Source organism: Microbacterium sp. BDGP8 (assembly GCF_029991045.1).
Classification (GTDB): Bacteria; Actinomycetota; Actinomycetes; order Actinomycetales; family Microbacteriaceae; genus Microbacterium; species Microbacterium plantarum.
The window spans coordinates 1495167-1509571 of sequence record NZ_CP120712.1 but is presented as its reverse complement, the minus strand read 5'-3'; the positions used below and the strand labels follow the sequence as shown (position 1 = coordinate 1509571).

The following is a 14405-nucleotide window of genomic DNA, read 5'->3' as shown; positions in this document are numbered from 1 at the left end:
GCCGCGACACCCGCGCGCCGCGGCATCCGCGCCTCAGCACTCGATCAGGCGTCGTCGTCCTTGCGCTTGCGCCACCGGATGCCCGCGGCGATGAACCCGTCGAGGTCGCCGTCGAAGACGGTCGACGGGTTGCCGACCTCGTGGCCGGTCCGCAGGTCCTTCACGAGCTGCTGGCCGTAGAGGAAGTAGGAGCGCATCTGGTCACCCCAGCTCGCGGTGATGGTGCCCGCGAGCTCCTTCTTCTTCGCCGCCTCTTCTTCGCGCTGCAGCAGCATGAGTCGGGTCTGCAGAACACGCATGGCCGCTGCGCGGTTCTGGATCTGCGACTTCTCGTTCTGCATCGACACGACGATGCCGGTGGGGATGTGGGTGATGCGCACGGCCGAGTCGGTGGTGTTGACCGACTGCCCACCGGGGCCGGACGAGCGGAAGACGTCGACGCGGATGTCGTTCTCGGGGACGTCGACCTCGACGGCCTCCTCCATCACCGGGATGACCTCGACGGCGGCGAAGCTCGTCTGGCGCTTGTCCGCCGACCCGAACGGGCTGATGCGCGCGAGACGGTGCGTACCGGCTTCGACAGACAGCGTGCCGTACGCGTAGGGCGCGTCGACCTCGAACGTGGCCGACTTGATCCCCGCACCCTCGGCGTACGAGGTGTCCATGACCTTCACGGGGTACTTGTGGCGCTCGGCCCAGCGCAGGTACATGCGCAGCAGCATGTCGGCGAAATCAGTGGCGTCGTCGCCTCCCGCGCCCGAACGGATCGTCACGACCGCCGCACGGTCGTCGTACTCGCCGTCGAGCAGGGTCTGCACCTCGAGCTGGCCGATGACCTCTTCGAGCTGCTTGAGCTCCTTGCGCGCCTCCTCAGCCGATTCCTCATCGTCCATCTCGATCGCGAGCTCGACGAGGACATCGAGGTCGTCGAGTCGGCGCTCGACCTCGGTGACGCGCTTGAGCTCGGCCTGGCGGTGGCTGAGGGCGCTGGTGACCTTCTGAGCCTTCTCGACGTCATCCCAGAGATCGGGCGCGCCGGCCTCCTCGGAGAGGCGGGCGATCTCGGCCCGGAGAGCCTCGACGTCGACCACCGCCTGGATGTCGGCGAACGTGGAGCGCAGGGCCTGGATGTCGGCGGAGATATCGAATTCGAGCATGGCACTCCAGAGTATCGTGGAAGCAATGGGAGCCAGCGACGAGAACGAACCGATCCGCCGCGTTCTCTGGCGCCTCGCCCCGATGATCTACGGCCCGACGACCCTGTTCGGTCTCGGCGAGGGCGCCGTCATACCCCTCATCCCGGTCATCGCCGCCGAGCTGGGCGCCGACGTCGCCACCTCGGCGCTCGTCGCCGCCGCACTCGTGGTGGGACAGCTGTGCGGCAATCTGCCCGCTGGGTGGGCCGTCGCCCGCATCGGCGAGCGGGCCACCATGATCATCGCCGGGCTGCTCGCCCTCGTCGGTGTCGGGGCTATGGCCTTCGCCCCGGTGCTGGGGGTGTTCGCGGCATCCGTCTTCCTCATCGGCATCTGCGCGGCCGCCTTCGGAGTCGCCCGTCACGCGTTCATGACCACCCGCGTGCCGCTCACATTCCGCGCTCGGGCCCTGTCGCTGCTCGGCGGCAGCTTCCGCCTCGGCATGTTCGTCGGACCCTTCATCGCCGCTGCGCTGCTGTGGGCGTTCGGCGACGAGCACGCCACGATCTGGTTCTTCGGCGTCTGCCTCGTCGCGATGATCGCACTGGTCGCCTTCGGGCCCGAACCCGAGAAGCGGCTGGGACCGCCGCCCGCCATCGCACGGACCGTCGAGGGCGAAGCGATCACGACGGCGCCCGTCCGGACGCGCCGCGTCCCCGGCACCGGTGTCGTCCGCACCGCTTGGCGCAATCGCGACGTGCTCGCGCGGCTCGGCGTCGCCGCCGCGTCGCTGTCGGCGTTGCGATCCACGCGCCAGGTGCTGCTGCCGCTGTGGGGCGTCGCGATCGGACTGGACGGCTCGACGATCGCACTCGTCGTGGGCGTCTCGGGAGCCATCGACTTCGCGCTCTTCTACGCCAGCGGTCAAGTCATGGACCGCTTCGGCCGCCTGTGGGCGGCCCTCCCCGCCATGCTGCTCATGAGCGCGGGCCTCATCGCGCTGGCACTCACGTCGGCCAGCGCGCAGCCCGAGCTCTGGTTCGCGCTCTTCGCCGCCGTGCTCGGTGTCGGCAACGGACTTTCGAGCGGCATCCTCCTCACGCTCGGAGCGGATGTCGCGCCGACGGCGAACCCGGCCCCGTTCCTCGGCTCCTGGCGCACGCTCACCGACGCGGGCGGTGCCGCCGCCCCACTGCTGGTCTCCGGGATCACGGCTGTCGCCTCGCTGCCGGTGGCAGCCGGTGTCATGGGCGTATTCGGTCTCGTCGGCGCGTTGGGGTTCATCCGGTGGGTCCCCCGCTTCGTCCCGCGCACCCGGATCAGCCGTGATCCCGAGGGCCCGGACGGCGGCCCCGACGACCGTGACGACCCCGCGTAGCATGCTCGTCGTGCGCAGATGCGCGGAGGCCGGCTCGGCCATCCTGATCGCCGCCCTTCTCTCCGGCTGCACTGTCGGCATCCCCGGGCACGGGGATGCGAAGAGGGATGTCGCCGAGTCAGCTCACGCCGTGGACGTCACGCTGCCGCCGGCCGGCGGAAAGCCGGACTACCAGCTGGGCGGAGCGTACCCGCCCGGCGAGGCCGTGGAGATCGTCGGCCGCGACCGCACAGCAGAGCCCGCGCCGGACCGTTACTCGATCTGCTACGTGAACGGGTTCCAGACGCAGCCGGCAGAACGCGACCTGTGGGATGACGATCTGCTCGTGACGGTCGACGGCGAGCCCCTCATCGATCCGGACTGGCCCGACGAGGTGCTGATCGATTCATCGACGGCCGACAAACGCGAGCGCATCCTCGCCCTGGTCGCCCTCTGGATCCGCGGCTGTGCCGAGTCCGGGTTCGACGCGGTCGAGTTCGACAACCTCGATTCGTTCACGCGCTCCGAGGGCATGCTCGACATCGACGGCAATCTCGCTCTCGCCGCCGCCTACGTCGACATCGCCCACGATGCGGGTCTCGCCGCAGGCCAGAAGAACGCCGCGGACTTCGCTCACCAGCTCCGCGACGAGGCAGGCTTCGACTTCGCCGTCGTCGAGGAATGCGCCGCGTATCTCGAGTGCTCCCGCTACACCGAGGTCTATGGCGAGGCCGTCGTCGACATCGAGTACACCGACAATCTTCCGCGCACCTGGGACGAGATGTGCGCCGATCCGGAGACCCCGCTTTCCGTCGTGCTGCGCGATCGGGGCCTGACGGTGGAAGGCTACCCTGAGCATGTAGCGACGCATTGCTGAGGCGAATCTTGGTCTGAACGTCGTTCCTGGCGCAACCCGTTTCAGGTTGCGACCGGGGGCTGACAGCGTTGCTCTCGACCGAGGGAGATCGATGGTCTTCGAGACGACGTTGGGCCGCGAGGGGACGCGGCGGGATGCGGCGCGCCAGTCGAAGAAATCGTCGAGACGTCTCGCACTGATCCGCCTGGTGGTTCTGCTCGCAGCGATCTCCGGTGTGAACTACATCGTCTGGCGCTGGCTCGCCTCGGTGAACTGGGAGGCGTGGTGGATCGCCGTGCCCCTCGTGCTCGCCGAGACGTACAGCCTGATCGACTCGCTCATCTTCGCCGTCGGCGCCTGGCGGCTGCGCGAACGCCACGATGCGCCGCCGCTGACGCGCGAGGTCACGGTCGACGTCCTCGTCACCACGTACAACGAGCCGCTCGACCTCGTCATGCGCACGGCGCGCGCCGCGCAGGCGATCAGCTACCCGCACGAGACCTGGATCCTCGACGACGGCGACCGGCCCGAGCTTCGCCGTCTCGCCGAGGCGGAGGGCATCGGCGTCGTCACCCGGTCGCAGGCATGGCGTGACCGGCCGCGCCACGCGAAGGCCGGGAACATCAACAACGCCCTCATGGTCACGGAGGGCGAGTTCCTGCTCATCCTCGACGCCGACCAGGTGCCCTCGCCGAAGATCCTCGATCGCACGCTCGGCTGGTTCATGGACGACAAGGTCGCCCTGGTCCAGACGCCGCAGTGGTTCGTCAACGTTCCACCCAGTGACCCGCTCGGCAGCCAGGCGCCGTTGTTCTACGGCCCGATCCAGCAGTCGAAGGACGGGTGGAACGCGGCGTTCTTCTGCGGATCGAACGCAATCCTCCGCCGCGAGGCACTGATGCAGCTCGGGGTCTCACGCTACGTCGACGAAGTCACGCTCGCCGTCAACCGCGGCGTGCGATCCTCCCGTCGCGTTCTCGCACGCGCCCGCCGGGATCACGGATCGGACCCGCGCATCGCGGCCGCCCTCGACACCGTCGCGGACGCCCTCGATCAGGTGAAGGTCGAGATCGCGCGCGGCGATGCCCTCGCGGATGTGACCTACGCGTTCCAGAGCCGCATCGACCGGGTGCGTCGCGAGCTGAGCGATCAGGACGTCTCCGACGTCCGCGAGGAGTTGCGCGCTCTCGCCGAGCTCACCGCCGACACCGAGGCCCTCGCCGTCATCGATGAGGTCACTCTCGACGCTCTGGGCGATCGGAGCCTCTCTCCGCTGGCTGCGCTCGAGTCGATCAGCATGCTCGTCTCGGCGTTCGATGTGGGGCGCGACGAAGAGGCCCAGGCGATCATGCCCCTCGCGACCATCTCGGTCACGGAGGACATGGCGACCTCGATGCGGCTGCACGGCCTGGGCTGGAAGTCGGTGTACCACGACGAGGTGCTCGCCGAGGGTCTCGCCCCCGAGGATCTGCCGACGATGCTGACGCAGCGGCTGCGATGGGCTCAGGGCACCATGCAGGTGATGTTCCGCGAGAACCCCCTCGTGCAGCGCAGCCTCAGCTGGGGCCAGCGGATCATGTACTTCGGCACGATGTGGAGCTACCTGGCCGGCTTCGCCGGCATCGTCTACATCGCCGCGCCCGTGCTCTACCTGACGTTCGGCGTCATGCCCGTGCAGGCGTGGAGCGTCGACTTCTTCGCGCGCTTCATCCCCTTCTTCCTCCTGAATCAGCTGCTCTTCCTCGTCGTCGCCAACGGGCGCCCGACCTGGCGCGGTGCGCAGTATTCGCTCGCGCTCTTCCCCGTCTGGATCCGCTCCGTGACGACGGCGTTCGCAAACGTCTACCGCGGTCGAGCCTTGGGGTTCGCCGTCACCCCGAAGACGCGCGCCGCCGAGGACAGCCCGCGATGGGACCTCGTGAAACCGCAGCTGATCGCGATGGCTGCGCTCGTCCTGTCGCTCGTCGCCGTCGCCATCCGGTACGCCGTCGGGCAGGCGCAGGGCATCGCGCCCCTCATCAACATCGTCTGGGTGCTGTACGACCTCATGGTCTTCAGCATCATCATCCGCGCCGTGCTCTACCGGCCACCGGCACACCTGGAACTGAAGGAGACCTGACCCATGCTGGACCTCGATATCGACGTACGCGAGAACGGTCGGGTCGTCCGCCCCCACGGGCGGCTCACCATGGTCTCGGCCCGTCCTTTCCGCGAGCGGGTGACCGAAGAGATCGCCGCAGCGGGCGAATCGCCCGTGATCGTGGACCTGTCGGATGTCGCCTTCATCGACTCGTCGGGCCTCGGCGCCCTCGTCGCGTGCCTCAAGACCGCGCGTCAAGGCGGCGGCGACCTGCGGCTCGCCGCGCCGAGCGAACAGGTGACGATGGTGCTCGGTCTGACGAACCTCGACCGCGTGCTCCGGCCGCGCGCCACCGTGCAGGACGCCCTCGATGGCTGAGGTCGTCCACCGGTCGCTCGTCGCCGATGTCTCGCTCGAGAGCGTCGAGGCCGTCCATGATCTGCTCGCATCGTGGTGGGGGGAAGCCGGCGACGTCGAGCCCCGTACGCGCTTCGCATTCGAGATCGCCGTCGTCGAGATCGCGGGCAACATCGTCGAGCACTCCGTCGCCGCGCACGGCGCCGAAGGTCGGCACTTCACCCTCGACCTGCGGGCCACTCCCGAGGCATTGACGGCGACCTTCGAGGACGACGCTCAGCCCGCCGAACTCGACCTCAGTGCTGTGACCATGGCCGACGCCGACTCCGAGGACGGCCGCGGCCTCGCCCTCGCCCTCGCGAGCGTCGACTCCGTCGAGCACCGCTACGAGAATGGGCGCAACGTCTGGACTCTCGAGTGCCGCCGCGAGTGACGCGGCACCTGCGGCGGGCGCTGGCGGCCCTGGCTTTAGCGACGGCCACCGCTCTTCTGACGGCGCCCGCGGCGATCGCTGATTCCGGCGAGCCTGCCCCCGTCGCGCAGGACGGACTCTGGTTCGGCCCGGAGCTCGACTGGGGCTCGGACGGCCCGGACGGATACGCCGACCGGCTCGGCGAGACGCCCGCGACCTACGCCATCCGCTTGTCGTACCCACTCGATGACAGAGCCCGCCAGGACTGGTCCCGCGCGGCCACGGCGGCCTCCGCCCAGGGCGCCGTCCTCGTCCTGAGCATGGAACCGCGGGTTCCTCTCGCGGACCTGACGCGCGACGATGCCGCGGCGTTCAACGAGATGCTCGAGAAGATGCAGGGCGACTACGACACGCACCATCTCGTGCGTTTCGCCCCCGAGATGAACGGTTCGTGGACCTCGTGGGGGCAGCAGCCGCGCGAGTTCGTGCGCGCGTTCGAGGCCGTGTCCGACGTCGTCCACGACGGCGGATCGGGAGCCGAGATGGTCTGGGCCCCGTCATACGGCGCGGGTTACCCCTTCGAGCGCGCCGACGGGCGCCTCGACGACCTCTCCCCCGCGGACCTTCGTGCGCTCGACACCGACGCGGACGGACTGCTGACCGAGGCCGACGACCCGTACGGCCCCTACTTCCCCGACGCGGATGCCGTCGACCGGGTAGGCCTGACGATGTTCTACTTCGGCAAGGGCGAGTCAGGTGCCGCCGCGGGTCGCGACGTGCCGCTCGTGTCGAACACCGCTCCTGACGAGGGTGAGGTGGCCGCGCGCCTGGACGAGCAGTGGGGCTACACCGTGCCGCAGGCGGAGACCTTCTACGACAGGTTCGCGGCGGGTGAGAGCCGGGACCTTCTGCTCGACACCGGCGCGCTCTACGACTTCTCACTCGACGGAGACACCGAGATCGCCGTCAAGCAGGGCTGGTGGCGCCAGGTGCTCGCCGAGCTGCCCGACCACCCGCGAATCACCGCGGTCACCTGGCTCGAGGCCGTGCGCGAGGAAGCCGAGGCCGGCGCCCAGGAAGTCGACTGGCGTCTGACCGCCTCGGGTGAGCTGGCGAGCGCGTTCCGCGCCGACCTCGCGGCATCCGGGCAGGTGCAGTGGAGTCCGATCACCGACGTGATCACCCCCGAGCAGGCCTCGGCCAGCACCGTGCAGGTGCGCGAGGGCAACGACGAGATGAATTGGATCACCGGCGCCGCCGCCGTGCTCGCCATCGCGTTCCTCGTCTCGGGGATCGTGGGACGGATGCTGCCGTCGTGGCGCTACCCCGACGATTCCGCGACTCGCGACCTGCGCATCGACATGATGCGGGGCTTCGTCATCATCGTGGTCGTCGTGACGCACATCGAGGTGCTGAGCCCCTACTCGTTCGCGTCGCTGAACATCATCGGCGCCATCACGGGTGCCGAGCTCTTCGTCCTGCTGAGCGGCGTCGTCCTCGGCATGGTCTTCCCCGCCGCAGTGAAACGCGGCGGGGAGTGGGGCGCGGCGCTCGCTGCGTGGGCCCGAGCACGAAAGCAGTACCTCGTCGCGCTCGCCGTCATCCTGCTGATCTTCGTCGTCAGCTTCGTGCCGTTCATCGACGCGTCGGCGATCATGACGTTCACCGACCGCGGCACCGGCGAGGACGGTCAGGCGACCTCCGGCCGCGTCTACGACCTCTACCCGAATGCCGATCGCCTGCTCGACTACCCGCCGCCGTGGTACGCCGTGCGCCAGCTGCTGCTGCTCGAGATGGGACCGTGGCCCTTCAACATCATGGGGCTGTTCGTCGTGCTGAGCCTGGCCTACCCCGCGCTCATGTGGCTCATCCGCCGGCGCCTGTGGTGGCTCGTGCTGGCGGGCAGCTGGGGCCTGTACGCCCTCCACATCACGATGCCGGAGCTGTCACCGCTGCCGTCGCAGTTCAACGCGGTCTTCCCCCTGCTTGCCTGGCAGGTGCTCTTCACGCACGGACTCGTCATCGGGTACTACCGGCGCCAGATCATCCGGGCGCTCACCTCCACACCGGGGAAGATCCTCGTCGGGCTCTTCGTCGTCGGCTACGCCGGGTTCCTCGTCTATCTCTGGGCGGGCGACAGCTTCGGGTTCGAGCCGGCCCCGTTCCCTGCCGGCCTCTACGGGATGCTCTACGACTCGGGCTACCCGCGGATCGATCTGCACTGGGGGCGCCTGCTCGACCTCGTTCTCGTGATCACCTGCAGCTACGCCGTGCTCACGGTGGCCTGGAGGCCGATCAACGCGGTCATGGGGTGGCTCTGGATCCCGCTCGGGCAGGCGAGCCTCTACGTGTTCATCGTGCACGTGTTCTTCGTGCTCGCCGTCGCGAACATCCCCGGCCTCGACCGGCAGAGCTTCTGGCAGGGAACGCTGATCCATACCGCGGTCATCGCGCTCATCTACCTGATGGTGCGGCGGCGGTTCCTCTTCTCGGTGATCCCCCGCTGACGCGCGGTCAGAGCGCGCCCGCGCCGTGCGTCAGCGCACCGAGATGACCACCGCCGTCACGTCATCGTCGACGACGTGCTCGGAGACGCGGATGGACAGCTCGTCGAAGAAGGCATCCGGTTCGCTGGCGCGGCGGAGGTCTTCGCCGATGAGACGCAGGCTGTCGAGCGTGGAGTCATAGGCGTCGAGGGCCCCGTCCGAGACGGAGACGATCAGGTCGCCGTGACCGACCACGGTCTCGCCCGCCTCCCACTCGGCGTCGGAGGGGCGCAGGCCGAGCGGGAGGTTGCGGGAGCTCAGGCGCTCGCTCGTGCCGTCGGCGCGGAGAAGCAATGTGAGCCCGTGCCCCGCATCGACGTAGGCCACCCGGCCGCTCCGGGTCTCGATAACCGCGTGGAACAGGGTGGCGAAGGTCTCGCGATAGCGCTTGTCGTGCCGGGCATAGTCCTCGACCGAGAGCATCGCCTCGACGGGGTCGAGGTGGGCGCGCTGCTGGAGTGCGCCGATCAGCTCCTCGGCGAACCCGCCGGCCTCTTCACCCTTGCCCATGACGTCGGCGAGAGTGACGATGATGCGGTCTCCGACCTGTTGCCAGCTGCTCCGGTCACCGCTGACCTGCCCATACGGGATCGCCAGGGCGGCCAGGCGAACCTCCCCCGCCGCCAGACGGTCATCACGCACGGCCGGGGCGACCGACGCGGCGGGCACGGGCCCGGCACCGGAGACACCGGGATCGTCCATGCGCATCTCGGCCTGCGCCCATAAGCCGAAGCGCTCGAACGCGTCGCGGTCGGCGTCGCTGAGATCACGAGGCGAGGTGTCGAGCAGGCAGAGTGTGCCGACGGTCTCTCCCGCATCGGTGTGGATCGGAAAGCCCGCGTAGAAGCGGATGCCGTGCTCGGCGACGATCGCGCGGTCGGCGAACCGCGGGTCGGCGCGGCCGTCGGGAACCTCGAGGACGGCGGGCTGCTTGACGGCCTCGCCGCAGAACGAGTCCTCGATCGGGGTGTGCCGGAAGTCCGACTCCGCCGGCTGCGACTTCGTGAACACCGTCTCGGAGTTCACGACGTTGACGACGGCGTAATCGACGTCGAACATCTCGCGTGCGAGCCGCGTGATGCGGTCGAAGCGCTCCTCCGGGGCGGTGTCCATCAGACCGAGTCGCGTCACCGCGTCGTCGTTGACATCGAGTTGCTGGGTCATGAGTGGGCTCCCATCCACGCATTGCCGGTCCTCCGACCCTAGTCAGCGCGAATTCCTCCGGTAAGGAGGTTGCATTATCGCTGCGCGTCCGGGACTCAACGCAGCACGGTCCGGCTCGTCGCGGTCGCCTCGACCCTCACGCCGTCGGGCACGAACACCGATGACACCGGAGGGTGCCACACCGTCGCCACGGTGACTCGCGCGGACACCCCATCGGGCGTGCCGGCTTCGACCAGCGTCACGTCACCGGTTGCCGCGATGACCTCGGCGGCCAGGTCACGGACGTCGGCCGGGTCGAGCACAGTGCGCGGTGAGCCTTCGTCGACGACCAGCGCAAACCCGTCGGATGCCGCCAGGGCCGCGGCATCCGCGACGGCGTCCGCCCGCTTGTGGGCGAGATACAGGCTCATCGCGTCCGCGCCGACGAGGACGAGCACGATGGCGAGCAGGGCGTATCCGAGTGTGAGGGGCAGCACGCTCCCCTCGTCCCCCAGCCGGTGGTGACGCCTCATGGCGCGCCCCACAGGCGCGGCATCCGTTGCACCGCGGTCGCCTCGATCGGAACACGGGCGAGCCGGTCGAGGCCGAGCACGGGAGGCACGAGCGGAAGCGTCGCCTCGGTCTCCGCGGTGACGCGGAACATCTCGCCCGGTCGCGGGCACGGACCAGCCCCGTCGCACGAGACGGCGAGCGCGAGATCGTCCGCCGCCATGCCGTACTCGGCGGCGATAGCGCGCGTGATCGCTTCAGCGCGCGTGTCGGCCTGGGCTACATCAGTGGCTGTCGCAACCGCGCGGGCGATGTGTCGTGCTGCCGCCTGAGCCGCGAACGTGTGCGACTGAACGATGCCGAGGGAGACGATCAGGTATACGACGGGGACGAGCAGGATGAGTCCTGCAGTCAGGAACTCGAGCGACGCCGACCCGTCGTCAGCACGGTGCCGCTTACTCCCCGTCGTCCGCAGGCGCATGCGCGGTCACCTCCCACGCTGCCGGGATGCCCATCAATCCGACGAGCGGCAGGGTCAGCCGCATCGTCACCTGCACCATGGTCGCGTCGTCGACCGCAGTGCGCTGTGCCCGAACGCCCTGCACGAACCCCGCCCCGAGCGTCCGGTCGACGATCTCCCGGGCGCGCGCGGCTCCCTCTCCGTCGGTCACGTCGGCGAGCGCGGCGTCGTAAGCGCCTTCGACAGCCGCGTCGTGAGCGACCCCTCGGACGTAGACGGCGAGAGCGAGCTGCATGACCCCCAGGGTCAGCAGGGTGAGCAGCGCTCCGACCATGACGAACTCCGCCGGACTCGACCCGCGGTCGTCGAGAGCGAACGCCATGTCAGAGTCCGGACACTCGCGCGATGGCCTGCTCGAACAGGTTCGACAGCGCGGGCCCGGCGAGCGCCCAGATGACGACGACCAGCCCGGCCGTCATCAGGGTGACGAGCACCCAGCCGGGAACATCGCCTCGCTCGTCATCCCGGAGATCTCGTGCAGCGCCTCGGACCATCGTGACCGTTCGTCTCATCGCGTTTCCTTTCTTCGTTCTGAATGTGGTTCACAGCCCCAGGCGCAGCATCACGATGCCGGGGAATACCGCGAACAGGACCGAGAGAGGCAGCACGAGGAACACCAGCGGAAGCAGCATGAGGATCTCCTTGCGCCCGGCCTGCTCGATCAGAACCCGCTTCGCGTCCTCGCGCGCATCGGCAGCCTGGGTCTGCAGGACCTGCGCCAACGGGGCGCCACGTTCGATGGCTCCCACGAGCTGGTCGACCGCGCGATCGATACTGGCCACGTCGAGGGAGCGCGCCATGTCGCGCAGGGCATCGATCAGGGTCGACCCGGTCCCGGCGGCCAAGACGGCGGCGCGCAGATGTGCGGTCAGTTCGCCGGCGCCCACCTCGCTGACGCGGCGCAACGCATCGTTGAGGCTCTCGCCCGCAGAGAGGCAGAGCGCGAGGAACTCCAGCACCGTGGGCACCTCTTCTCGCACCTGCCGCATCCGCTTCTCCGCGGCCTGGGCCAGCACCATGTGGAGACCGAGCATTCCGGCGGCAGCGAGAACGACCGGAAGCAGCAGCGTGGCGCCGTTCGCATCGCCGCGCATCACGACGGCGACGGTCAGCGCGGTGCCGAGCGTGAGTCCCCCGACCCCCGCGAGCAGCTGCCGGAGACGGAACCTCTCGGGCGTCAGCGCCCAGCCGGCCCGCAGGAGCCGTCGCCGGAGGGCTACCGGGCCGCCCAGCTTCGCGCCCATCCGCGTGGCGCGTTCCCGCCAGCCTGCGAGCCACGACGAGCCCGCATGGAGCGGGGTCAGGCCGATCGGATCGGCGATGTCGCGCAGATAGGGCGCAATCCTGCGCTCAAGAGGTGGCGCGACCCATCGCGGCATTCCGGAGATCGTGAGAAGCACACCGGCAGCAAGCGCTGTGCCCAGCACGACGGCAATGGCGAGCTCCGACACCCCGGTCACCGCACCCACCGCCGCGGTTCGGGAAGCCGGCCGATCCGCAGCATGACCCGGTATGCGAGGAACGACACCGCCGCGCCCACGATGATGAGGATCGCTCCCTCCGCCGAGGCATACGCGCGGGCCCCTTCCGGTCGAAGTGCCAGGAGCGTGAGCACCACCCAGGGAGCGATCAATCCGAGCACGGCTGCGCCTCGGATCCACGACTGGCGCGCCTCCACCTCGGCGCGGAGAGCCGCATCGGCGCGGACGGACGTCGACAGCGCCCTGAGAACCGGGACCAGCTCAGTCCCTCCGACCTGCCGGGCCATCCGGAGGGTCTCGACGATGCGGTCGGCCACCGGGTCTGCGAGAACCGCCTGCAGACGCGCGGCACTGGTGTCGAAATGACCGGACGCGGCGAGATCTCGCGCGAAGCCCCGGAAGGCGAGTCGCAGGGCGGGCGGCCCGGTCTCGGCGATCGACGAGACCGCGTCACCGAGCGGCATCCCGGCCCGAACCGATGCGACGAGCAGATCGCAGACGTCGGGCCAGAGCCCCCGGCGCACTTTCCGAAGTCGGCGGGCGCGCGAGCGCAGCCAGGCCGTCGGCAGCAGCGCTCCTGCCCCGGCAGCGACGGCGGCGACGACGGGGAGGGAGGTCACCAGCCAGGCAGCCGCGGCGGCGAGCGCTGCTGACCCGACCGATATGGCGCCGAGCCCGCTCACCGGCGCATGTGCGAACCCGGCGGATTCGAGGAGGCCGCGGCCGAATCCGCGAGCGCGACCGGATGTGGCTGGTGTCATCGCCTCACGAGGCGACAGCCACGGCGCGACGATGAGCACGAGCCCGGCGCCGAGGGTCGCGCCCCAGAAAAGGGTCACCCGTGGCTCCGATACACCGACCGGGTCGCGATCACACCGTCGGTCACGGCGCCGGTGGGCGACACGATCTCGGCGACGCGTCGGCGCCCCGAGTCCAGGAGCTCGCAGTGCACCACGATGTCGACGGATGCCGCGAGGGCATCACGCACGAACTCGACGTCGATGTTCCGCCCGGCCAGAAGCGGGAGGGCCGAGAGCTTCCGCAGCGCGTCCGCGGCGGAGTTCGCGTGCACCGTTGCGGCGGCGGGCACGCCGGTGTTGAGAGCAAGGAGCAGATCGAGAGCTTCGGCATCGCGCACCTCCCCCACGACGAGGCGGTCGGGTCGCATACGGAGCGCCTCCTTCACGAGGCGCCGCAGCGTCACCTCTCCCCCGCCCTCAAGGCTTGGCTGCCGGGCCTGCAGGGCGACGACGTCGGGCAGATCGACGAATAGCTCGAACGTCTCCTCCACCGTGACGACGCGCTGCTCGGCGGGGCTTGCTGCAACCAACGCGCTGAGCATGGTCGTCTTACCCGCGTGGGTGGCCCCGGACACGATGATGTTCCGTCCGCTCGCGATCGCGGTGCGCAGGATGTCCGCCGCCTCCACGGTCACCGACCCGACCGCCACCAGGTCGTCGAGCGTGCGGAACGTGCGGAGGAACTTGCGGACGTTGACGGCCCAGTGCCGCGTGATGTCGGGGATGACGACGTGGAGCCGGGAACCGTCGGGAAGCGACGCGTCGGCGAAGGGTTGACTCAAGTCGACGCGGCGACCGCTGGCGTGCAGCATCCGCTCGACGAGGTCGCGCACCTGCTCCTCGGTCAGGGCCAAAGCGACCCTCTCGCTCCGTCCGCCTCGCGCGACGAAGACGCGGTCGGGAGCGTTGATCCACAGCTCCTCGACACTCGGATCATCGAGCAGCGCCTGCAAGGGGCCGTAACCGGCCACGGATGCCAGCACGCGGCGCACCGCAGCGGACTCGTCGTCGACCGCTTCGAGCCCGCGTGCCAGAGCGAAATCGTTGTGTCGCTGCACCTCCGCGACCGCGACGCGCTCGACCTCGTCCGGGCGCTCGGCAGGATCGATGCCCTCCGACCGCAGCCGATCGCGCAGACGGCACGCGATCCGCGTCTCGGGCGGCAGGTCAGGCGGCTCGGACCCGGACGCGGACGAGAGAGAAATGC

Annotated in this window: 15 protein-coding genes; 6 read left to right on the top strand and 9 right to left on the bottom strand. The window is 69.5% G+C overall.

Annotated elements, in window-relative coordinates; translation table 11 throughout:
* Positions 1-44: 44 nt before the first annotated feature.
* The gene (prfB, locus tag P6897_RS07260) at positions 45-1157 is read right to left on the bottom strand and encodes a peptide chain release factor 2 (RefSeq protein ID WP_023951108.1); all 1113 of its coding nucleotides are present in this window, start codon (positions 1155-1157) and stop codon (positions 45-47) included.
* Positions 1158-1182: 25 nt separating this feature from the next.
* Between prfB and P6897_RS07255 the strand changes: the two genes are divergently transcribed.
* The 6 genes from P6897_RS07255 (at position 1183) to opgC (ending at position 8705) form a co-directional block, all read left to right on the top strand.
* Positions 1183-2514, top strand: coding sequence for an MFS transporter (locus tag P6897_RS07255; protein WP_240309669.1), 1332 nt, complete (start codon positions 1183-1185; stop codon positions 2512-2514).
* 10 nt (positions 2515-2524) lie between these two features.
* Positions 2525-3370 (top strand): endo alpha-1,4 polygalactosaminidase, encoded by an 846-nt coding sequence (locus P6897_RS07250; protein WP_282502468.1) that lies wholly within the window; start codon positions 2525-2527, stop codon positions 3368-3370.
* 91 nt (positions 3371-3461) lie between these two features.
* Complete coding sequence (locus tag P6897_RS07245; protein ID WP_274177759.1) at positions 3462-5468, top strand: glycosyltransferase family 2 protein; 2007 nt, start codon at positions 3462-3464, stop codon at positions 5466-5468.
* 3 nt (positions 5469-5471) lie between these two features.
* The gene (locus P6897_RS07240) at positions 5472-5807 is read left to right on the top strand and encodes an STAS domain-containing protein (RefSeq protein WP_064956687.1); all 336 of its coding nucleotides are present in this window, start codon (positions 5472-5474) and stop codon (positions 5805-5807) included.
* The gene (locus tag P6897_RS07235; RefSeq protein WP_282502466.1) at positions 5800-6219 is read left to right on the top strand and encodes an ATP-binding protein; all 420 of its coding nucleotides are present in this window, start codon (positions 5800-5802) and stop codon (positions 6217-6219) included. Before P6897_RS07240 ends, P6897_RS07235 begins: the two co-directional genes overlap by 8 nt.
* Positions 6216-8705: an OpgC domain-containing protein gene (gene opgC, locus P6897_RS07230; RefSeq protein ID WP_282502465.1), complete on the top strand. Its 2490-nt coding sequence runs from the start codon at positions 6216-6218 to the stop codon at positions 8703-8705. Before P6897_RS07235 ends, opgC begins: the two co-directional genes overlap by 4 nt.
* A gap of 30 nt (positions 8706-8735) precedes the next feature.
* Here the strand turns inward: opgC and P6897_RS07225 are convergent, their stop codons facing one another.
* From P6897_RS07225 to P6897_RS07190, 8 genes are all read right to left on the bottom strand, one after another.
* Positions 8736-9908 (bottom strand): GAF domain-containing SpoIIE family protein phosphatase, encoded by a 1173-nt coding sequence (locus tag P6897_RS07225; RefSeq protein ID WP_282502464.1) that lies wholly within the window; start codon positions 9906-9908, stop codon positions 8736-8738.
* Positions 9909-10003: 95 nt separating this feature from the next.
* Positions 10004-10384 carry a pilus assembly protein TadG-related protein gene (locus P6897_RS07220; RefSeq protein WP_323987581.1) on the bottom strand — a complete coding sequence of 127 codons (381 nt, stop codon included), beginning with the start codon at positions 10382-10384 and terminating at the stop codon, positions 10004-10006.
* Between the two features lie 32 nt (positions 10385-10416).
* Complete coding sequence (locus P6897_RS07215) at positions 10417-10878, bottom strand: TadE family protein (RefSeq protein WP_282502462.1); 462 nt, start codon at positions 10876-10878, stop codon at positions 10417-10419.
* Positions 10853-11239, bottom strand: a complete 387-nt coding sequence (locus P6897_RS07210) for a TadE/TadG family type IV pilus assembly protein (protein WP_282502461.1) — start codon at positions 11237-11239, stop codon at positions 10853-10855. Before P6897_RS07210 ends, P6897_RS07215 begins: the two co-directional genes overlap by 26 nt.
* Before the next feature lies 1 nt (position 11240).
* Positions 11241-11429, bottom strand: a complete 189-nt coding sequence (locus P6897_RS07205; RefSeq protein WP_274177752.1) for a hypothetical protein — start codon at positions 11427-11429, stop codon at positions 11241-11243.
* Between the two features lie 30 nt (positions 11430-11459).
* Positions 11460-12377 carry a type II secretion system F family protein gene (locus P6897_RS07200; protein ID WP_274177751.1) on the bottom strand — a complete coding sequence of 306 codons (918 nt, stop codon included), beginning with the start codon at positions 12375-12377 and terminating at the stop codon, positions 11460-11462.
* The gene (locus P6897_RS07195; protein WP_274177750.1) at positions 12374-13237 is read right to left on the bottom strand and encodes a type II secretion system F family protein; all 864 of its coding nucleotides are present in this window, start codon (positions 13235-13237) and stop codon (positions 12374-12376) included. Before P6897_RS07195 ends, P6897_RS07200 begins: the two co-directional genes overlap by 4 nt.
* Positions 13234-14403 carry an ATPase, T2SS/T4P/T4SS family gene (locus P6897_RS07190; RefSeq protein ID WP_282502571.1) on the bottom strand — a complete coding sequence of 390 codons (1170 nt, stop codon included), beginning with the start codon at positions 14401-14403 and terminating at the stop codon, positions 13234-13236. The genes P6897_RS07195 and P6897_RS07190 overlap by 4 nt, the downstream gene beginning before the upstream one ends.
* Positions 14404-14405: the final 2 nt, after the last annotated feature.

Bases quoted from the DNA above. Each gene is read 5' to 3' on its own strand.
- P6897_RS07245 (WP_274177759.1), top strand. From the start codon at position 3,462: ATGGTCTTCGAGACGACGTTGGGCCGCGAGGGGACGCGGCGGGATGCG.
- P6897_RS07205 (WP_274177752.1), bottom strand. From the start codon at position 11,429: ATGAGACGAACGGTCACGATGGTCCGAGGCGCTGCACGAGATCTCCGG.
- P6897_RS07215 (WP_282502462.1), bottom strand. From the start codon at position 10,878: ATGCGCCTGCGGACGACGGGGAGTAAGCGGCACCGTGCTGACGACGGG.
- P6897_RS07210 (WP_282502461.1), bottom strand. From the start codon at position 11,239: ATGGCGTTCGCTCTCGACGACCGCGGGTCGAGTCCGGCGGAGTTCGTC.
- P6897_RS07255 (WP_240309669.1), top strand. From the start codon at position 1,183: ATGGGAGCCAGCGACGAGAACGAACCGATCCGCCGCGTTCTCTGGCGC.
- P6897_RS07235 (WP_282502466.1), top strand. From the start codon at position 5,800: ATGGCTGAGGTCGTCCACCGGTCGCTCGTCGCCGATGTCTCGCTCGAG.
- P6897_RS07225 (WP_282502464.1), bottom strand. From the start codon at position 9,908: ATGACCCAGCAACTCGATGTCAACGACGACGCGGTGACGCGACTCGGT.
- P6897_RS07240 (WP_064956687.1), top strand. From the start codon at position 5,472: ATGCTGGACCTCGATATCGACGTACGCGAGAACGGTCGGGTCGTCCGC.
- prfB (WP_023951108.1), bottom strand. From the start codon at position 1,157: ATGCTCGAATTCGATATCTCCGCCGACATCCAGGCCCTGCGCTCCACG.